The following is a 20360-nucleotide window of genomic DNA, read 5'->3' as shown; positions in this document are numbered from 1 at the left end:
AACAGACGGCGCCGGCGTATCCTGCCGTGTGCCGAACAGGGAAGTGTGGAATGGATCCTCTTGCATTCGTCGATCGGCGGCAGCTTCGTCGCAAGCTCGGCTTCTGGCGCCTCGTGGCGATCGGCCTCATCGTGCTCGTCGCCGTCGGTGCCTATGTCGGCATCGCGCAGTCGCGCTCGGGCGTGCTCGGCGCAAGCCAGGTCGCGCGCGTCACCATCTCCGGCGTCATCCTCGACGATCGCGAGCTGATCGAACGGCTCGACCGCATCGCGAAGGCCGATCAGGTCAAGGGTCTGATCGTCAGCATCAATTCGCCGGGCGGCTCGACCTTCGGCGGCGAGACGCTCTACGATGCGATCCGCAAGGTCGCGGAGAAGAAGCCGGTCGTGTCCGACGTCCGCACGCTGGCCGCGTCCGCGGGCTACATGGTGGCGCTGGCCGGAGACCGGATCATCGCAGGCGACACCTCGATCACCGGCTCTATCGGCGTCCTCTTCCAGTATCCGCAGGTCAAGACGCTGCTCGACAAGCTCGGCGTGTCGCTCGAGGAGATCAAGTCGGCCCCGTTGAAGGCCGAGCCGTCGCCGTTCCATCCGCCGAGCGACGCGGCGAAGGCCGTGATCCAGTCGATGATCGACGACAGCTATGCCTGGTTCGTCGATCTCGTCGCCGAGCGCCGCGAGATCCCGCGCGAGGAAGCGCTTCGCCTGGGCGACGGCCGCATTTTCACCGGGCGGCAGGCCATCGACCTGAACCTGATCGACGAACTCGGCGGCGAGCGCGAGATAAGGGACTATTTGAAGAGCCGGGACGTGGCCGATACCCTGCCGATCGTCGATTGGGAAAAGCCGCAGACGACGCTGCCCTTCGGGCTGGGCTCGCTGGCCGCAATCTTCGCCAAATCGTTGGGATTTGACGGTTTTCCGTTTTCGGGAAATCTGGCGCAGGACAAGTTGTTTCTTGACGGTCTCGTTTCCGTTTGGCAGGTTGGCCGCGATTGAGAGACGCCGGGCGCGGGGCAACCCGCCCTGAGGCGTGTCCGGTTCGCGAATGGATCTCGATCGTTTGCCCGCGGATGACGGGCGTATCGCGAAGAGCGTCGTCAAGAGGGGGCACAGGGTGATCAAGTCGGAACTGGTGCAGATCGTGGCGGCGCGAAATCCGCACCTCTACCACCGCGATGTCGAGAACATCGTCAATGCCGTTCTCGACGAGATTACGGACGCGCTGGCGGCGGGCAACCGCGTCGAGCTGCGCGGTTTCGGCGCCTTTTCCGTCAAGAATCGTCCGTCGCGCTCGGGCCGCAATCCCCGCACGGGCGACAGCGTCTTCGTCGAGGAAAAATGGGTGCCGTTCTTCAAGACCGGCAAGGAGCTGCGCGAGCGGCTGAACCCGGGCTCCGACGCGGATGTGGACGAGGAAGACGAAGATTGATGTCGCGGTCGCCGTCCGTGTGCATGGCGGTCCGATCTTGACCCGGCACGTTTGCCGCCCATGTTGTCGTCAAGCCCTGATAGACGCGGAGACCGGCTCGCATGCTTCGTAAAATTCTCAACATCGTCGTCCTCGTTCCGCTCGGGATCGTGCTCGTCGTGCTGTGTGTCGCCAACCGGCAGACGGTCACGCTCGGCTTCAATCCGTTCGATCCGTCCGACACGGTTCTCGCGATCTCCGGCCCCTTCTTCGTCTTCCTGTTTCTCGCCGTCATTCTCGGCCTTGTCATCGGTGCCGCTGCCGTCTGGTTCGGTCAGGGCAAGTATCGCAAGCGCTCGCGCGTCGAGGCGCAGGAAGCGCTGAAGTGGCACACGGAGGCCGAGAAGCGCCGCCTGCAGCAGGAGGCGATCGTATCCGCCCAGGCAGCGAACGCCGTGACAGATCGCCCGTCCTTCCAGGGCTCGACGCCGACGATGATCGCCGCCCAGCAGAAGTAAGGCTCAGGCCGCCGCAGCCTTGGCATTGGCGGCTGCGGTGAAGTCGGAAAAGAAGCGGCTTGCGATCCGGTTCGCGCCGGATTGCACGAGCTTGGACCCGAGGGAGGCGATCTTCCCGGACACATCCGCGACGATGGCGTAATGCAGGATAGTCTCCTCGCCATCCTCGACCAGCCGCACATCCGCGCCGCCTTTCGCGTATCCGGCAAGACCTCCTTTGCCTTCGCCCGAAATCGTATAGCTCTCCGGCGGGTTCATGTTCGACAGCGTGATGACGCCCGAAAACGCCATCGACATGAAGCCGAACTTGACCGTGACCACCGCATCGAGCGTCGTCGGCGAGGTCCATTCGAGGCGCGTGCAGCCGGGAATGCAGCCTTTGAGCACCGCGGGATCGTTGAGCGCTGCCCAGACGGCGTCGCGCGGCGCGGCGATCCGCTCTTCACCGGTCATGTTCATGGATAACCTCCTCGATCTCGTGCCGTGCCACGGCGGACGGCGATCCTTCCCGCCGTTCGGCTTGGAATCTACGGGTGGAAACCGCTTTGCCAAGAGCAGCTGCGGTGCTATTTGCACGCGACACGCTGAAGAAACGGGAAACGACGCCCCTTGAAGGACAAGCAGAGACGATCGCCCGGCAAGGCACCGGCGAAATCCGGCCCCTCCCGCAAGAGCGGTCCGAACACCGGGCCCGCCCGGTCGGATGCCGCCGCCTTGCCGCCGTTCAAGGCGGGGGCGAAGCCGGCAGCGCAGGAGCCGCACGGACAACGCTCGTCGAGCCGGCCGCAGCCCTCCTCGCCGCGTCCATCCGCCTCCGAGCCCCGGCAGGAGGCGTCCGCGCCCGTGACCATGCGCCCGCGAACCGGCGACAAGCCCGCCGAGCGCGTGCCCGTCATTCTGGAAACCGCAGGCGAGGCGGATTATCGCCTGATCGACAGCGGCGACGCGCTGAAGCTCGAGCAGTATGGCCCCTATACGATCGTGCGCCCCGAGGCGCAGGCCTTGTGGCCGAAGTCGCAGGCTCCGCTCTGGGACAGGGCGGACGCGATCTTCACCGGCGATACCGATGAAGACGGGATGGGCCGCTGGCGGTTCCCCCGCGAAATGCTCGACGAGACCTGGCCGATGCGCCTGCTCGATGCCGAATTCTTCGGTCGCTTCACCTCCTTCCGCCATGTCGGCGTGTTCCCCGAGCAGCTGGCGCACTGGCGCTGGATGAAGGCGCAGGTTGAGGAGGCCGGTCGGCCGCTGAAGGTGCTGAACCTCTTCGGCTATACCGGCGTGGCCTCGCTTATTGCGGCAAAGGCCGGGGCGGAGGTGACGCATGTCGATGCCTCCAAGAAGGCGATCGGCTGGGGCCGCGAGAATCAGGCGCTCGGCCGGGGCGAGAGCCTGCCGATCCGCTGGATCTGCGACGACGCCATGAAATTCATCCAGCGCGAGGAGCGCCGCGGCAGCCGTTACGACATCATCCTCACGGATCCGCCGAAGTTCGGCCGTGGTCCGAACGGCGAGGTCTGGCACCTATTCGACCATCTCGCCGGCATGCTCGATATCTGCCGGGAACTCCTGTCCGACGATGCGCGCGGCCTCGTTCTCACGGCCTATTCCATCCGGGCAAGCTTCTATTCGATCCACGAGCTGATGCGCGAGGTCATGCGCGGTCGCGGTGGTGTCGTCGAGTCCGGCGAACTGATCCTGCGCGAAACCGCGGGTTCGAAACAGGATGGCGAGGCCGGGTCCGGCCGGGCGCTGTCCACCTCTCTCTTCAGCCGATGGGTGCCGAAATGAGCAGCGATTATAGCGACGGCAATCCGCGCGGACAGGTCGGGCGTGGCGAAGGCCGGGTCGGCCAGGTGAAGGAGGTCACGAGCCTCGCCAATCCGATCATCAAGGACATCCGCGCGCTGACGCAGAAGAAGGCCCGCGACGAGAGCGGCACCTTCATCGCCGAAGGCCTGAAGCTCGTGATCGATGCGGTCGAACTCGGCTGGACCATCCGCACGTTGGTCTATGCCAAAGCCGCCAAGGGCAAGAAGCCCGTTGATGATATCGCCGCACGCACCGTGGCCCGGGGCGGCCTCGTGTTGGAGGTCAGCGAAAAGGTCATCGCCACCGTCACCCGCCGCGACAATCCGCAGATGGTCGTCGGCGTGTTCGAGCAGCGCTATGGAACCTTGAGGGACATCAAACCGCGCGCGAACGAGACCTATGTGGCGCTCGACAGGGTGCGCGATCCCGGCAATCTCGGCACCATCATCCGCACGGCGGATGCGGCCGGTGTCTCCGGCGTCATCCTCATCGGCGAGACGACGGATCCCTTCTCGCTCGAAACCGTGCGCGCGACCATGGGCTCGGTCTTTGCCGTGCCGGTGTTCCGCGCCAGCGTGGCCGAGTTCCTTGCCTGGCAGAAGCAGGCGGGCGTCATGGTTGTGGGAACGCATCTGGCCGGCGCGGTCGATTACCGCACGATCGATTACCGCCCCCGCCCGGTGGTCGTCCTCATGGGCAACGAGCAGGCCGGCCTGCCGGACGAACTTGCCGCCAAGGCCGACAAGCTGGCCCGCATCCCGCAGGCGGGACGCGCGGATTCGCTCAATCTTGCCATCGCCACCGGCGTCATGCTCTTCGAGGCCCGCCGACACCTGCTGACACTGGACGACCGCGGATGACCGAAAGCCAGACGCCTCTCTCGCCCGCCGCGCCTGACCGGCGCCCGACCCTGTTCTCCCGGCCCTGGCCGATCGCGATCTTCATCATCGTCGCCCTTCTGCTCGACCAGGCGATCAAGCAGGCGGTGGAAGCCTACCTGCCGATGGAGGAGGCCGTTCACGTCATCCCCATGCTGGCGCTTTATCGGGTCTATAATTACGGCGTCGCCTTCTCCATGCTGTCGGGCATGGAGGGCTGGTTCATCGTCGGCATGCGCCTCGTGGTGGTCGGCTTCGTGCTCTGGCTCTGGCGCAGGACGCCGAAGGACCGGTTCTTCGCCCATCTCGGCTACGCGATGATCATCGCCGGCGCGCTCGGCAATCTGGTCGACCGGTTTCTCTACGGCTATGTCATCGACTATATCCTGTTCTACACCGAGACGTGGTCCTTCGCGGTCTTCAACCTGGCCGACGCCTTCATCACCGTGGGGGCCGGCGCGATCGTGCTGGACGAAATCCTGCAGGCAAAAAAACGCGATCGTTAGAATGCGAGCGATCGCCTGAAATCATTTCCAACGGCTGCGTGATACACGACGTGCATGAACGAGCCGTCGAAACTGCAGCGCGAGATCGTCGAGAACCTGTCGCGGCATCCCGCAGCGCCGGAGGTGCTTGCGCCACGCACGCCTTTTCCCGAGCACGCGGCCACGGAGACGAACCCCGCGACCAGCCGCATCGCGGCTTTTCGCCCCGCCCTTGCCGCAGCCGGCCTTCTCGCCTCCGCTGGTATCATCGCCGCGGGTCTGGAGGAAAATCTTCTTCTCCTCCCCGTCGGGCTCGCCATGGCCGGCCTGGCCGGCACGGCGCTACTCCTCGGCGACGGACGCCGCAGCCGGCATGACGGCGGCGCACCATCCGAACGATCCGGCGACCGGGCGTGGGAAGCCCGCGAAGCCAGCATGTCGCGGTTCGCGATCCACGATGCGCTGGGCGACATGGCGATCCTGCGCGACGCGAGGGGCGTCATTCTCGAGGCCAACGAGACGTTCCGCACTCTGACCAAAGCGCCCGCGCCCGAGGGGCAGCGCTGCGCGGCACTCGGGCTCGAACTCCGGCCGGCCGGCACATCCGGCCGCTATACGGTCGAGGTCGAAACCGAAGATGGCCTGCGCTCGTTCGACTGGCACGACGTGCTGATCCGCGAGGCGGATACGGGCACGCTGCGTATCGTCAGCGTCGGGCGGGATATCACCGACAATGTCAGCGCGGCGCGCAGCAGCGAAGCGGCACTCCGCCGGGTCGAGGCCGAAAGCCAGGCGAAATCCCATCTGCTGGCAACCGTCAGCCACGAGATCCGCACGCCGCTTTCCGGCATTCTCGGCATGAGCGACCTTCTCGACCAGACGCGGCTGAGCGCGCAGCAGGCGAACTATCTCGCCGGCATGCGCCAGTCCGGTCATGATCTCGTTCAGCTCGTCGATGACCTCCTCGATTGCGCCTCCATGGAAGCCGGTCGGTTTTCGCTGCGCCCGACACGCCAGACCCTGCGTCCACTGGTCGAAAGCGTGGTGGAGATGCTGTCGCATCGCGCCCATGCGAAAGGCATCGAGATCGCCTCGACGATCGCCGCCGACGTGCCCGATACGCTGCAGATCGACGGTCCCCGGCTGAAGCAGGTCCTGTTCAACGTGGTGGGCAACGCCGTCAAGTTCACAGCCACCGGCGGCGTCCTCGTCAGCTGCGCCGAGCAGCAGGGCGCGCTCGTGCTGCGCGTGACCGATACGGGGCCGGGCATGACGCCGGACGACCAGTCCCGCATCTTCGATGCGTTCGAACAAGCCGGCGATACCGCTTCGAAAGCCGGGGGAACCGGTCTTGGCCTGGCCATATCGCGTCGCATTGTCAGGGCCCTGGGCGGCGATATCACCGTCTCCAGCCGCCTCGGCATGGGCAGCCTCTTCGAGATCCGCTTTCCGCTGAAGGCCTCCGCCGCATCGCTTGCCACCGCCCGCACCCGCACGCTCGCCACCTCGCGCGTCCTTCTCGTTGCGCCGAAGGGCCCGGCCTCCGAAGCGCTGGCCGCAACGATCGAGACCCTCGGCGGCCGCTGCCGCATCGTCTCGACCATCGAGCAGGCCGGTCATTTTCTCTCGATCGCGATGGATGCGGGCAGCGAGGAGCGCCTGACCGACATCATCGTCGATCATCGCTGCGCGGCTCTCTTCCGGCGGATCTGCGATGACTGGCCGGACCTCGAAGCCCTGCCGTTGCGCAGAACCTATCTGGTCAATCCGGAAGAGCGTATCCAGCAGCCGCTGCACCAGACCGACGGCTTCCACGCCTGGCTGATCCGTCCGCTGCGGGAGCGTTCGCTGGTGGCGGTGCTCAAAGGGCAGCTGAAGGGCATCGAGGTTCGCGACGCGATCAACGACAATCGTCCCGTTCTCAGGGATGCGGCGGACGCCGCGTGCGCGCCTGCGCCGCTCGCCGTGTCGACTGTGCTTCTGGGCGAGGACGATCCGGTCAATGCCGCGATCCTGCGCAGCACGCTGGAGCGCGGCGGCCATGCCGTGCGCCATGTCGTGGATTTCGCCGCCATGGAGGACATTCTCGATCAGGGACTGTCGGAGACCCTCGGCAGCGGGCAGGCGCCGAAGATCCTGATCACCGACCTTCACATGCCCCATGGCGACGGGCTGACTATGCTGCGCCGCCTGCGCCTCTCCGAACGGTTGACGGACGGCGCGCCGCACCTTCCCGTCATTGTTCAGACGTCGGATCGCCGCCCGGAAACGCACCGCGATCTCCTGGAGGCGGGTGCGGATGCCGTCCTTGCAAAGCCCGCGGATCCCAAATCCCTGATCGCGCTCGTCGGCCGATTGATCGCCGGCTAAAGATCGGCTCGCAAGCCTTGTCACGGTCTTGTTGCAGTGACATGCTTAAAGGCCTGCAGGAAGCGGACTGCCACCGCGGCCCGAGCGCGATTCGGAAAATGTCGGGAAAATGCCCGTCGTTTTCCCCAAGGCGTTCGCGGCCAACGTGTAGCCGCATGCTCGCGATTAGGGGTAATCTGCGATGACGATCGAAATTCTGGAATCCGTTTCGGCTCTCCGCACCATGTCCGTGCCCGTACCGAGCCCGGCCATCGTCCGCGCGCGTCCGCCGCGCGAAGCGGCACCGGCCAGCGACGTGCTCGGCCGCATCGGGCCGCTCGAAACCCGGATTGCCCGCACGGCCTCCGAAATCGACGCCGCACAGGCGCTGCGCTACAAAGTGTTCGTCGAGGAAATGGGGGCCCGCGTGCCAGCCGGCGCCGCCTTGCTCGGCCGCGACATCGACGGCTGGGATGCCGTCTGCGACCATCTCCTGGTGCTCGACACATCGCTGCTCGGTCCGTCGGAAGCGCAGATCGTGGGAACCTACAGGCTGCTGCGCCAGGACGTGGCGGCCGCTGCCGACGGCTTCTATTCCGCCTCCGAATTTCTCGTCGACCCGCTGATCGCCCGCCACCCCGGCAAGCGCTTCATGGAACTCGGCCGCTCCTGCGTCCTGCCCTCCTATCGCACCAAGCGCACGGTGGAGCTTCTCTGGCAGGGCAACTGGGCCTACGCGCTGAAGCACGGCATCGACGCCATGTTCGGCTGCGCCTCGTTCCCCGGCACCGTTCCCGAACATCACGCGCTGGCTCTGTCCTTCCTGCACCACACCGTGCCTGCCAGCGGCGAATGGCAGGTGAAGGCGCGGCCGGAACTCTACCGCGTCATGGACCTGATGCCGGTCGAGGCGATCCAGGCGCGCGCCGCGCTCTCCGCCATGCCGCCCCTCATCAAGGGCTACCTGCGCATCGGCGCCATGGTCGGCGATGGCGCGGTGGTGGACGAGGCTTTCCGTACGACCGACATTCTCGTCGTCCTGCCCATCACCAACATCGCCGGCCGTTACCTCAACTATTACGGCGCCGACGCCACCCGCTTCGCCCTCTGACGCCATTGCAAGGGCACGTCGCCTGCGCGCGCGGCGTCCGGTGTCGTCAGGCGGAAAAGCCGTCTTATCGTGTATGAAGGGCGCATGGCGCCGACGAACGAAGAGGCCCTTCCCGGCTTGGGAGGGGCCTCTTCAGGATTCCGATCGGGCGTTACCCGGCGTTGTAAGCCGCCAGCGCCGCCATGTTGACGATCTCGGAGTCCTTGGCGGTCAGCGAGACGATCTGCACGGACTTGTCGAGGCCGACCAGCAGCGGGCCGATGATCGTGGCGCCGCCGAGTTCCTGCAGCATCTTGGTGGAGATCGAGGCGGAGTGGAACGCCGGCATGACCAGCACGGTGGCGGGGCCGGACAGGCGGCAGAACGGATATTGCTCCATCACCTTCATGTTCAGCGCCACATCGGCCGCCATTTCCCCGTCATATTCGAAATCGACGCGACGCCGGTCGAGGATCTTCACCGCCTCGCGGACCCGCTCCGAACGTTCCCCCTGCGGATGTCCGAAGGTGGAGTAGGCCAGCATCGCCACGCGCGGCACATAGCCGAGACGGCGCGCGAGGCCCGCGGCCTCCACGGCGATGTCGGCAAGCTCTTCGGACGACGGCATGTCGTGAACGGCCGTATCCGCCACCAGAACCGTGCGGCCGCGGCAAAGCGCGATCGAGACGCCGATGACCCGGTGCCCCGGCTTGGCGTCGATGCAGCGCCTGACATCGTCGAGCGCGGTCGAATAGTTGCGGGTGATGCCCGTCACCATGCCGTCGGCGTCGCCCAGCGCGACCATGCAGGCGGCAAAATGGTTGCGGTCGTTGTTGATCAGACGCTGCGCGTCGCGGAAGAGGTAGCCCTGCCGCTGCAGGCGCGCATAGAGATAGTCGGTATAGGCGCCCGTGCGATCGGAAATGCGCGCATTGACGAGCTTGATGCCGGGGCGGTCGAGGTCGATGCCCTCGCGCGCTGCCGTCTCGCGCATGCGGTCCTCGCGGCCGAGCAGCAGCGCGGTGCCGAGCTTCTGGTTGGCATAGGCCAGCGCCGAGCGCATCATCGGCACTTCCTCGCCCTCGGTGAAGACGATCCGCTTCGGCGCGAGCCGCACGCGCTCGTAGATCCGTGCCAGCGTCGAGGCGATCGGGTCGCGGCGCATCGAGAGCTGGTCGCCATAGGCGGCAAGGTCGGCGATCGGCTTCTGTGCCACGCCGCTCTCCATCGCCGCCTTGGCGACGGCGACCGGGATGGACGAGATCAGGCGCGGATCGAAGGGAACGGGGATGATGTACTGTGCCCCGAAGCGCGGACGGTTGCCCTGATAGGCGGCCGCGACGTCATCCGGCACGTCTTCCTTGGCAAGGCTTGCGAGCGCCTTGGCCGCGGCGATCTTCATGTCCTCGTTGATCGTGGTGGCCCGCACGTCCAGCGCACCGCGGAACATATACGGGAAACAGAGGACGTTGTTGACCTGGTTCGGATAGTCCGAGCGCCCGGTCGCCATGATCGCGTCGTCACGGATGGAGGCGACTTCCTCCGGCGTGATTTCCGGGTCGGGATTGGCCATGGCGAAGATGATCGGCCGGGGCGCCATCGAGCGGATCATGCCTTCCGAAAAGGCGCCCTTCTGCGACAGGCCGAGCACGACGTCCGCGCCGTCCATCGCCTCTTCCAGCGTCCGCCGGTCGGTCTTGACGGCATGGGCCGACTTCCACTGGTTCATGCCCTCGGTGCGGCCCTGGTAGATCACGCCCTTGGTGTCGCACATGATGATGTTTTCGGGCGCAAAACCGAGCGACTTGATCAGCTCGACGCAGGCGATGGCCGCAGCGCCCGCGCCGTTGCAGACGAGGCGCGTGGTCTTCAGGTCGCGGCCGGTCAGTTCCAGCGCGTTGATCAGGCCGGCCGTCGCGATGATCGCGGTGCCGTGCTGGTCGTCATGGAACACCGGAATGTCCATGATCTCGCGCAGCTTCTGCTCGATGATGAAGCATTCCGGCGCCTTGATGTCCTCGAGATTGATGCCGCCGAACGAGGGGCCGAGATAGCGCACGCAGTTGATGAAGGTATCGGCGTCTTCCGTATCGACCTCGAGGTCGATCGAATCGACGTCGGCGAACCGCTTGAAGAGCACGGACTTGCCTTCCATCACGGGCTTGGAGGCCAGCGCGCCCAGATTGCCGAGGCCGAGAATGGCCGTGCCGTTGGAAATGACGGCGACCATGTTGCCGCGCGTCGTATAGTCATAGGCCGTCGCCGGATCGGCCGCGATGGCCTTCACGGGAACGGCAACGCCGGGCGAATAGGCCAGCGACAGGTCGCGCTGCGTCGCCATCGGCTTCGTCGGCGTGATCTCCAGCTTGCCGGGTCGTCCCTGCGAATGGAAATCCAGCGCTTCCTGATCCGTGACGGCCGTTCCGCCTGCGCGGGCCTTGCGTTCGTTTGCCATGATGATGTTCCCTCGGATCCCCAAGCTTCTGTGGGCGGCCACCCCTGGCCGCGCTTTCTTGTTGTCTTCTATAGACGCCGTTCGCTAGGGTGACACTGTCTTTTTGGCCGGCCGGCGGCTTTTTTTAGCGAAAACTGGTATATCTTGACGACGCACTTTTCCTCCATGGCCGAAGCAACGGCTGCGCCATCCCCCGCGCCTCCCGAGGTGCGCGTGCAGGCGACGCCGATGATGGAACAGTATATCGAGATCAAGGCGAACAACCCCGGCTCGCTCCTGTTCTACCGGATGGGCGATTTCTACGAGCTGTTCTTCGATGATGCTCTGGAAGCCTCGCGTGCGCTCGGAATCGTTCTGACGAAACGTGGCCAGCATCTCGGGCAGGACATTCCCATGTGCGGCGTGCCCATCCACGCGGCCGATGATTATCTCCAGAAGCTGATCGGCCTCGGCTTCCGCGTTGCGGTGTGCGAGCAGACCGAGGATCCGGCGGAGGCCCGCAAGCGGGGCTCGAAGTCGGTCGTCAAGCGGGACGTCGTGCGCCTCGTCACGCCGGGCACGATCACCGAGGAAAAGCTGCTCGTCGCTTCCGAGAGCAACTACCTCATGGCGATGGCCCGCCTGCGCGGCAGTGCCGAGCCGGCTTTCGCGCTCGCCTGGATCGATATTTCCACCGGCATCTTCCGGCTGTCCGAAACGACGGAAACGCGGCTTCTCGCCGATATCCTGCGCATCGAGCCGCGCGAGCTCATTCTCGCCGACACGCTGTTCCACGATCCCGACATGCGCCCCGTGCTCGACGTCATCGGTCGCGTCGCCGTGCCGCAGCCGGCCATCCTCTTCGATAGCGCCACCGCCGAAAACCGCCTGGCCCGCTATTATGGCGTGCAGACGCTCGACGGTTTCGGCCAGTTCTCGCGCGCGGAACTCGCCGCCGCCTCGGCGGCCGTTGGCTATGTGGAAAAGACCCAGCTGGCGGAGCGCCCGCCGCTCGACAGGCCCGAGCGCGAAAGCGCCGCCTCGTCGCTCTTCATCGACCCGGCAACCCGGGCAAATCTGGAGCTGGTCAAGACGCTCTCCGGCAGCCGGGACGGATCGCTGCTGCGGGCCCTCGATCGCACCGTGACCGGTGGCGGCGGGCGGCTTCTTGCCGAGCGGCTGATGTCGCCCCTCACCGATCCGGAGCGCATTCGCACGCGTCTCGATTCCATCGCCACCATCCTCGCGCAGCCGTCGCTCTCTGCCGATCTGCGTGCGGCGCTGAAGCACGTGCCGGACATGCCGCGCGCGCTGTCACGCCTCTCCCTCGGCCGCGGCGGCCCGCGCGATCTCGGTGCGGTGCTCATCGGCATTCGCACCGGTGCTGATATCGCCCGGCTGGTCGATCAGCCCGATCTGCCGACGGAGCTGGAGACGGCGCGCACCGCGCTTGCCGCGCTGCCGCCCGAGCTGTCCGAAAGGCTCGCCGGCATGCTGGCCGACGATCTGCCGCTTCTCAAGCGCGATGGCGGCTTCCTGCGGAATGGCTGTCATGCCGAACTCGACGAGATGCGCGCTCTTCGCGACCAGTCCCGCCGGGTCATCGCCGCGCTGCAGCTGCGCTATGCCGAGGAAACCGGCATCCGCTCGCTGAAGATCAAGTACAACAACGTGCTCGGCTATTTCATCGAGGTGACCGCGGGCAATGCCGGTCCGATGACGGACGGGGAGGGGGCCAAGGCTCGCTTCATCCACCGCCAGACCATGGCGAACGCCATGCGGTTCACCACCACGGAACTGGCCGATCTCGAAACCAAGATCGCCAATGCCGCCGACCGGGCGCTGGGTATCGAGCTTGCCGCCTTCGACGGCATGGTCGAGGCCGTCATTGCTGCGGCGGACGAGATCAAGGCGGCAGCGCTCGCACTCGCCGTCCTCGACGTGTCCGCCGGCCTTGCCGTGCTCGCCGAGGAGCAGGATTATCGGCGCCCGACGGTCGATACCTCGAAGATGTTCGCGATCGAGGGCGGCCGGCACCCGGTTGTCGAGCAGGCGCTGCGCCGCCAGGCATCCGCCGCCTTCGTCGCCAATACCTGCGATCTCTCGCCCCTTTCGCCGGAGGGCGATGGCGCCCTGTGGCTGCTGACGGGCCCCAATATGGGCGGTAAATCGACGTTTCTGCGCCAGAATGCGCTGATCGCCATCATGGCCCAGATGGGCTCCTACGTGCCTGCCGCCAGCGCCCATATCGGTGTGGTCGATCGCCTGTTCTCCCGCGTCGGCGCCTCCGACGACCTCGCGCGCGGCCGGTCCACCTTCATGGTGGAGATGGTCGAGACCGCGGCGATCCTCAATCAGGCGACGGACCGCTCGCTCGTCATCCTCGACGAGATCGGCCGGGGAACCGCGACCTTCGACGGCCTGTCGATCGCCTGGGCGGCCGTCGAGCACCTGCACGAGGCCAATCGCTGCCGCGGCCTGTTCGCCACGCATTTCCACGAGCTGACCGTTCTCTCGGAAAAGCTCAAGCGCCTGTCCAACGTCACCATGCGCGTCAAGGAATGGGACGGCGACGTGATCTTCCTGCACGAGGTGGGCCCCGGTTCGGCCGATCGCTCCTACGGCATCCAGGTCGCCCGTCTCGCGGGCCTCCCCGCAGCCGTCGTCGCCCGTGCTAAGGACGTTCTGGCGAAACTCGAGGACGCCGACCGGAAGAACCCGGCCAGTCAGCTGATCGACGATCTCCCCCTGTTCCAGGTGGCCATCCGCCGCGAGGAGGTCGCCCGCGCCAAGCCGTCGGCGGTCGAGGATGCGCTAAAGCGCCTCAATCCGGACGACATGACGCCGCGCGAGGCGATGGATGCGCTCTACGCCCTGAAGAAGCAGCTCTCTTGACCCGTCCGCGCACATGCGGCGGGACTTGACCTTTCTGCCTCGTCTCCACCATATCCAGCTCTGGGTCAGGCGACGAGCCTAAGGACGCCCTCGAAAGGGCGCAATTGCCCGTTGGAAACGATGCATCGGCCGGGTCGGAAACGTCTTGGCAATCGTTTTGCCCTATACCCTTCAGGCCCTGGCGGGAAACGGGGTTCGGGGTAGACATGACGATCGCGCTGCGACCGGTGGCCCGTTGACGCCGGAAGGGCGGAAGGTTCGAATGTGATGCCAAAACAGCGGCTCGCAACTATCGCGCGCCCGGAGTACATCCGGCCGGCGCCAAGGAGACAGGACATCGACTTCAGCGACATCCTGGACATCGCAGCCCTCAAGGCCAAGGTGGATTTCATCGCGTCGGCGCATGCCGAACAGCGCGACCCGATGCGTCAGGCCCTGCTGGCCGCGCTGAAGGACGCCAATGCCCGTGGCCGCGCCAAAGCCTACGAACTCCTGAAGGAGGACGGCGGCGGGCTCGCCTGTGCGGCCCGCATTTCCTGGCTGCAGGACCGGCTGATCGCCATCCTGCACGACTTCGTGCTCAACCACGTCTTCAACGCGGCCGGCATGCCGCCGTCGATGCAGATCGCGGTGGCGGCGGTCGGCGGTTACGGCCGCGGCACGCTCGCCCCCGGTTCCGACATCGATCTTCTGTTCCTGCTGCCGGCCAAGAAGCTGCCCTTCTGCGAACCGGCGATCGAGTACATGCTCTATCTCCTCTGGGACATGGGCTTCAAGGTCGGCCATGCCACCCGCACGGTGGAAGAGTGCATCCGCCTGTCCGAGGAGGACATGACGATCCGCACGGCCATTCTCGAGGCGCGCCTGATCTGCGGCTGCGCCGGACTGGTGGACGATCTGGAAGCGCGCTTCGACGACGAGATCGTCCGCAACACGGGTCCGCAGTTTATCGCCGCCAAGCTTGCCGAGCGCAACGAACGCCACCGCAAGGCTGGCGACACGCGCTACTTGGTCGAGCCCAACGTCAAGGAGGGCAAGGGCGGCCTGCGCGACCTGCACACGCTTTTCTGGATCGCCAAGTATTACTACCGCGTCCGCGAATCTTCCGATCTCGTCAAGCTCGGCGTGCTCTCGCGCTCCGAATACCATCTGTTCCGCAAGTCCGACGATTTCCTCTGGGCCGTGCGCTGCCACATGCACTTCCTGACCGGCAAGGCCGAGGAGCGCCTGTCCTTCGATATCCAGCGCGAGATCGCCGAGAGCCTCGGCTATCAGGATCATCCCGGGATGACCTCGGTCGAGCGCTTCATGAAGCACTACTTCCTCGTCGCCAAGAATGTCGGCGACCTCACGCGCATCTTCTGCGCGGCGCTGGAGGACCAGCAGGCCAAGGAGCTGCCCGGCCTTTCCGCCGTCATCAATCGTTTCCGCCGTCGCGTGCGAAAGATCCCCGGCTCGCTGGAATTCGTCGACGATGGCGGGCGCATCGCGCTGGCGAGCCCCGACATCTTCCGGCGCGATCCGGTCAACCTCATCCGCTTCTTCCACATCGCCGACGTCAACGGACTGGAGTTCCACCCCGCAGCGCTGAAGCAGCTGACGCGGTCGCTCGGCCTCATCACGCCGGCCCTGCGTGAAAACGAGGAGGCCAACCGCCTCTTCATCTCCATCCTCACCTCGCGCCGCGACCCGGAGCTGGTGCTGCGCCGCATGAACGAGGCCGGCGTGCTCGGCCGTTTCATCCCCGAATTCGGCCGCATCGTCTCGCTGATGCAGTTCAACATGTATCACCACTACACGGTGGACGAGCACCTGCTGCGGGCCGTGGACATGCTGTCGCGCATCGATCGCGGGCTCGATCAGGATATCCATCCGCTGGCTGCCAAGCTGATGCCGCAGGTCGAGGAGCGCACCGCGCTCTATGTCGCCGTGCTCCTGCACGATGTCGCCAAGGGGCGCCCGGAGGACCATTCCCAGGCCGGCGCCCGGCTCGCCCGTCGCCTCGCGCCCCGCTTCCGCCTGACGCACAAGCAGACCGAAACGGTCGCCTGGCTGATCGAGGAACATCTGACCATGTCGATGGTCGCGCAGACCCGCGACCTCAACGACCGCAAGACGATCCTCGACTTCGCCGAACGCGTCCAGTCGCTGGATCGGCTGAAGATGCTGATGATCCTCACGGTCTGCGACATCCGCGCCGTCGGCCCGGGCGTGTGGAACGGCTGGAAGGGGCAATTGCTGCGCACGCTCTACTACGAGACCGAGCTTCTGCTGTCCGGCGGCTTCTCGGACGTGCCGCGCAAGGAGCGCGCCGCGCATGCGGCCTCGCTGCTCTTCGATGCGCTCGAGGATTTCAGCGGCAAGGATCGCAAGACCTATTCGCGGCTGCACTACCAGCCCTATCTGCTGTCGGTGTCGCTCGACGATCAGGTTCGACACGCCCGCTTCATCCGCGAGACCGACAAGACCAAACGGACGCTGGCGACCATGGTGCGCACGCACCAGTTTCACGCCATCACCGAGATCACGGTTCTCGCGCCGGACCATCCGCGCCTGCTCGCCATCATCGCCGGTGCCTGTGCCGCCGCCGGCGCCAACATCGTCGATGCGCAGATCTTCACGACATCGGACGGACGCGCGCTCGACACCATCCTGATCAACCGCGAATTTACCGTCGATGACGACGAGACGCGGCGTGCGGCCAGCATCGGCCGGATGATCGAGGACGTGCTGTCCGGCAAGAAGGATCTGCCGGGCGTCATCGCCAGCCGCACCAAGGGCCGCAAGCGCAACAAGACCTTCACCGTGCCGCCTGCCGTCACGATCAGCAATTCGCTGTCGAACAAGTTCACGGTCGTCGAGGTCGAATGCCTCGACCGGACGGGCCTTCTGTCGGAGATCACGGCGGTCCTGGCGGATCTGTCGCTCGACATCCATTCCGCCCACATCACCACGTTCGGCGAGAAGGTCATCGACACGTTCTACGTGACCGACCTCGTGGGCGCGAAGATCACAAACGAGACGCGGCACGGCCATATCACGGCGCGCCTGAAAGCCGTGATGGCCGAACAGGCCGACGAGGTGCGCGACCGCATGCCGGCCGGCATCATCGCGCAGGGCATTGCGCCCCTCGGCCATTCGCCAGACGGCGGTGCCACGTCGCACGCTACGGCCCCGTCGAACACACGGTCCGCAGGATCCCGCAAGATGAAAGCTGACGGATGAGCCTTGCCCGCAAGTTTGCAACCGTCGGCGGAGCCACGCTCGGCAGCCGGCTGCTCGGCTTCGGCCGCGAGACGCTGATGGCCGCGGCGCTCGGCACGGGCCCCATGGCCGATGCCTTCTACGCCGCCTTCCGCTTTCCCAATCTCTTCCGCCGCCTCTTTGCGGAAGGCGCGTTCAACGTGGCCTTCGTGCCGCTGTTTGCCAAGGAGATCGAGGCGAACGGCATCGACGGCGCGAAGCGCTTCTCCGAGGAGGTGCTCGGCGTCCTCTTCACGGTGCTGCTCGTCATCACCATCGCCATGGAACTGGCCATGCCGCTGATCGTCTCGACGATCATCGCGCCGGGTTTCGTGGGCGACCCCGAGAAGTTCGATGTCACGGTCAAGCTGGCCATCGTGATGTTTCCCTATCTGATGTGCATGTCGCTGACCGCGATGCTGTCGGGCATGCTGAACTCGCTGCACCATTATTTCGCCGCCGCCATCGCCCCCGTCTTTTTGAACCTGACCCTGATCGCAGCACTCGCCTATGGTCTTTGGACCGGCGCCGACCCGCTGATGACGGCCTGGTATCTCTCTTGGGGCGTGCTCGTTGCCGGCATCCTGCAGATGGCGGTGCTGTATGCCGGCGTGCGCCATGCCGGCATGCGGTTCGGCCTGCGCCGCCCGCGCTACACGCCCAACGTCAAGCGCCTTCTGGTGCTCGCTTTTCCCGCCGCGATCACCGGCGGCATCACGCAGATCAACCAGCTGATCGGCCAGATGATCGCCTCCACCAAGGACGGCGCCATCGCGGTGCTGCAATATGCCGACCGGGTCTATCAGCTGCCGCTCGGCGTCGTCGGCATCGCTGTCGGCGTGGTGCTCCTGCCCGAGCTGTCGCGCGCCCTTCGCGGCGGTGCGCTGAAGGAAGCGGCGAACCTGCAGAACCGCTCGCTCGAATTTGTGCTGTTCCTGACGCTGCCGGCCGCCGGTGCCATCTGGGTCATCTCCGACGAAATCGTCCGCGTGCTCTACGAGCGCGGCGCCTTCTCCCCGGCCACCACGGCCACGGTCGCCTCGACGCTGGCGATCTACGGCCTTGGCCTTCCCGCCTTCGTCATGATCAAGGCGCTCAATCCCGGCTTCTTCGCGCGCGAGGACACCAAGACGCCGATGCGGTTTACCGGCATCTCGGTCGCCTTCAACTGCCTGCTCGCGGTGTCGCTGTTCCCGCTCTACGGCGAACGCGGCATCGCCACCGCCGAAGCCGCCTCCGGCTGGTTGACGACGGTGCTGCTCTTCGTGACGCTCGTCCGCCGCGGCCACTGGGAATGGGAACCCGCCTTGTTCTCGCGCGTCCTGCGTCTGATCGCGGCAACGGTCGTCATGGCCGTGGCGCTGCATTACGCCTCCGGCTACCTCGCCGACTGGCTGACTCCGCAGGCGCGTCTCCTCACGCAACTGACGGCGCTGATGTTGCTGATCGGCATGGCGATGATCGTCTATTTCGCCCTCGCCTTCGCCATCGGCGGCGCCGACGCCTCGATGCTCCGCCGCAACCTGAAGCGCAAGCCGCGCCCCGCGACGGCGCAAGAGGAGGCCGACACCAGCGTTCTGCCTCCGCCGCAGATCTGATCGGAAAGGTAGCCGATGCAACAGACCCTCGCCCGCATCACGCTCGTGGTGCCCGATTACGACGACGCCATCGCCTTCTACCGCGACAGCCTCGGCTTCGAGCTTGTGGAAGACCTCGACATGGGGGACGGCAAGCGCTGGGTGGTGCTGCGGCCCCGCGGTGCGCGCGAGACCGCGCTGCTCATCGCCAAGGCGGACGGTGCGGCGCAAACGGCCGCGATCGGCAACCAGACCGGCGGGCGCGTCGCGTTCTTCCTGCACACCGACGATTTCGCGCGCGATCACGCGGCCATGCGCGCCAGGGGCGTCGCCTTCCGCGAGGAGCCGCGGCATGAGCCTTACGGCACCGTTGCGGTCTTTGCCGATCCCTTCGGCAATCTCTGGGATCTCCTGCAGCCAGCCGGCTGAGATCGGCAGACAGAGAACCACCTTGATTGTCGGGCAGCGCCCGTGCATAAGCCCGGAAAATTCCGCCGGCCGTTTCCGCGGCAGACCGCATGATTTCCCGCGCCCGATCGAGGTCTCCATGTCAAATTTTCCGCCGCTCGTCTTCTCCGGTGTCCAGCCGACAGGCAATCTCCACCTCGGCAACTATCTCGGCGCGATCCGCAAGTTCGTGGCGCTGCAGGACAACAACGACTGCATGTATTGCGTGGTGGACCTGCATTCGATCACCGCGCAGCTGGTGCATGAGGACCTGCCGGGGCAGATCCGCTCGATTGCCGCCGCCTTCATCGCCTCCGGCATCGACCCCAAGGCCCATATCATCTTCAACCAGTCGGCCGTGCCGCAGCATGCCGAACTCGCCTGGATCTTCAATTGTGTCGCGCGCATCGGCTGGATGAACCGCATGACGCAGTTCAAGGACAAGGCCGGCAAGGACCGCGAGAACGCCTCGCTCGGCCTGCTCGCCTATCCGAGCCTGATGGCCGCCGACATCCTCGTCTACCGCGCGACGCATGTGCCGGTCGGCGACGACCAGAAGCAGCATCTGGAACTGACGCGCGATATCGCCATGAAGTTCAATCTCGACTATCAGGCCCACATCCGAAAGGGCGGCAAGGGCATCGACATCACGGTCGGCGAAGAGCCGGTGCATGCCTATTTCCCGATGGTCGAGCCGATGATCGACGGCCCCGCGCCGCGCGTCATGAGCCTGCGCGACGGGACGAAGAAGATGTCGAAATCCGATCCGTCCGATCTCTCGCGCATCAACCTCGTCGACGACGCCGAGACGATCTCCAGGAAGATCCGCAAGGCGAAGACCGATCCGGACGGTTTGCCCTCCGAGGTCGAAGGCCTTGCCGGCCGCCCGGAGGCCGACAACCTCGTCGGCATCTATGCGGCCCTTGCCGACCGCACCAAGGCCGAGATCCTTGCCGAATTCGGCGGCCAGCAGTTCTCCGTCTTCAAGCCGGCGCTGGTCGAGCTTGCGGTCAATGTGCTCGCCCCCATCACCGGTGAAATGTCGCGGCTGATGGGCGACACCAGCCACATCGATGCCATCCTGCGCGATGGCGGCGAGCGGGCGCGGGCGCGGGCGGAAACCACGATGCGCGAGGTTCGCGAGATCATCGGCTTCCTCCAGTAGGTCGCGGCCGTCCGAGGTCGGGGACGAGACGAAAACGGCCTTGCGAAGGGCGGG

General features: G+C 65.9%; 15 protein-coding genes. 13 read left to right on the top strand and 2 right to left on the bottom strand.

What is annotated here, in order from left to right; translation table 11 throughout:
• Positions 1–50 precede the first annotated feature (50 nt).
• The 3 genes from sppA to LRX75_RS06460 all read left to right on the top strand — a co-directional run bounded on the left by sppA (position 51) and on the right by LRX75_RS06460 (position 1931).
• Positions 51–1001, top strand: a complete 951-nt coding sequence (gene sppA, locus LRX75_RS06470) for a signal peptide peptidase SppA (protein WP_231812850.1) — start codon at positions 51–53, stop codon at positions 999–1001.
• A gap of 118 nt (positions 1002–1119) precedes the next feature.
• Positions 1120–1434 (top strand): integration host factor subunit beta, encoded by a 315-nt coding sequence (locus tag LRX75_RS06465; RefSeq protein ID WP_092931772.1) that lies wholly within the window; start codon positions 1120–1122, stop codon positions 1432–1434.
• A 101-nt stretch (positions 1435–1535) separates the two neighbouring features.
• Positions 1536–1931 carry a DUF1049 domain-containing protein gene (locus LRX75_RS06460; protein ID WP_231812848.1) on the top strand — a complete coding sequence of 132 codons (396 nt, stop codon included), beginning with the start codon at positions 1536–1538 and terminating at the stop codon, positions 1929–1931.
• Positions 1932–1934: 3 nt separating this feature from the next.
• Here LRX75_RS06460 and LRX75_RS06455 read toward each other — a convergent pair whose 3' ends face one another.
• Positions 1935–2390, bottom strand: a complete 456-nt coding sequence (locus LRX75_RS06455) for an SRPBCC family protein (protein ID WP_231812847.1) — start codon at positions 2388–2390, stop codon at positions 1935–1937.
• A gap of 150 nt (positions 2391–2540) precedes the next feature.
• Here LRX75_RS06455 and LRX75_RS06450 point away from each other — a divergent pair, with 150 nt between their 5' ends.
• The 5 genes from LRX75_RS06450 (at position 2541) to olsB (ending at position 8566) form a co-directional block, all read left to right on the top strand.
• Positions 2541–3722 carry a class I SAM-dependent methyltransferase gene (locus LRX75_RS06450; protein WP_231812845.1) on the top strand — a complete coding sequence of 394 codons (1182 nt, stop codon included), beginning with the start codon at positions 2541–2543 and terminating at the stop codon, positions 3720–3722.
• Positions 3719–4603 (top strand): TrmH family RNA methyltransferase, encoded by an 885-nt coding sequence (locus LRX75_RS06445; RefSeq protein ID WP_132445935.1) that lies wholly within the window; start codon positions 3719–3721, stop codon positions 4601–4603. The genes LRX75_RS06450 and LRX75_RS06445 overlap by 4 nt, the downstream gene beginning before the upstream one ends.
• Positions 4600–5127 carry a signal peptidase II gene (lspA, locus tag LRX75_RS06440; protein WP_231812843.1) on the top strand — a complete coding sequence of 176 codons (528 nt, stop codon included), beginning with the start codon at positions 4600–4602 and terminating at the stop codon, positions 5125–5127. The genes LRX75_RS06445 and lspA overlap by 4 nt, the downstream gene beginning before the upstream one ends.
• A 54-nt stretch (positions 5128–5181) precedes the next feature.
• Positions 5182–7476: a hybrid sensor histidine kinase/response regulator gene (locus tag LRX75_RS06435; RefSeq protein WP_231812841.1), complete on the top strand. Its 2295-nt coding sequence runs from the start codon at positions 5182–5184 to the stop codon at positions 7474–7476.
• 181 nt (positions 7477–7657) lie between these two features.
• A complete protein-coding gene (gene olsB, locus LRX75_RS06430; protein WP_231812839.1) occupies positions 7658–8566 on the top strand; it encodes a l-ornithine N(alpha)-acyltransferase in 909 nt (302 codons plus the stop codon).
• A gap of 151 nt (positions 8567–8717) precedes the next feature.
• On the opposite strand, the gene LRX75_RS06425 is transcribed toward olsB, so the two are convergent.
• Positions 8718–11000, bottom strand: coding sequence for an NADP-dependent malic enzyme (locus tag LRX75_RS06425; protein WP_231812837.1), 2283 nt, complete (start codon positions 10998–11000; stop codon positions 8718–8720).
• 165 nt (positions 11001–11165) lie between these two features.
• On the opposite strand from LRX75_RS06425, the gene mutS reads away from it, so the two are divergent.
• From mutS to trpS, 5 genes are all read left to right on the top strand, one after another.
• Positions 11166–13874, top strand: coding sequence for a DNA mismatch repair protein MutS (gene mutS, locus LRX75_RS06420; RefSeq protein WP_231812835.1), 2709 nt, complete (start codon positions 11166–11168; stop codon positions 13872–13874).
• 267 nt (positions 13875–14141) lie between these two features.
• Positions 14142–17099, top strand: coding sequence for a [protein-PII] uridylyltransferase (locus LRX75_RS06415; protein ID WP_231812833.1), 2958 nt, complete (start codon positions 14142–14144; stop codon positions 17097–17099).
• Entirely contained in the window at positions 17096–18715 is a 1620-nt protein-coding gene (gene murJ / locus LRX75_RS06410) for a murein biosynthesis integral membrane protein MurJ (RefSeq protein ID WP_231812831.1), read from the top strand. The genes LRX75_RS06415 and murJ overlap by 4 nt, the downstream gene beginning before the upstream one ends.
• 15 nt (positions 18716–18730) lie before the next feature.
• Positions 18731–19123, top strand: coding sequence for a VOC family protein (locus LRX75_RS06405; RefSeq protein ID WP_231812829.1), 393 nt, complete (start codon positions 18731–18733; stop codon positions 19121–19123).
• A gap of 118 nt (positions 19124–19241) precedes the next feature.
• A complete protein-coding gene (gene trpS, locus LRX75_RS06400) occupies positions 19242–20306 on the top strand; it encodes a tryptophan--tRNA ligase (RefSeq protein WP_231812827.1) in 1065 nt (354 codons plus the stop codon).
• Positions 20307–20360 lie beyond the last annotated feature (54 nt).

This window comes from Rhizobium quercicola (genome assembly GCF_021168455.1).
GTDB classification, from domain to species: Bacteria; Pseudomonadota; Alphaproteobacteria; order Rhizobiales; family Rhizobiaceae; genus Ferranicluibacter; species Ferranicluibacter quercicola.
This window is presented reverse-complemented; position numbering and strand designations above follow the sequence as displayed.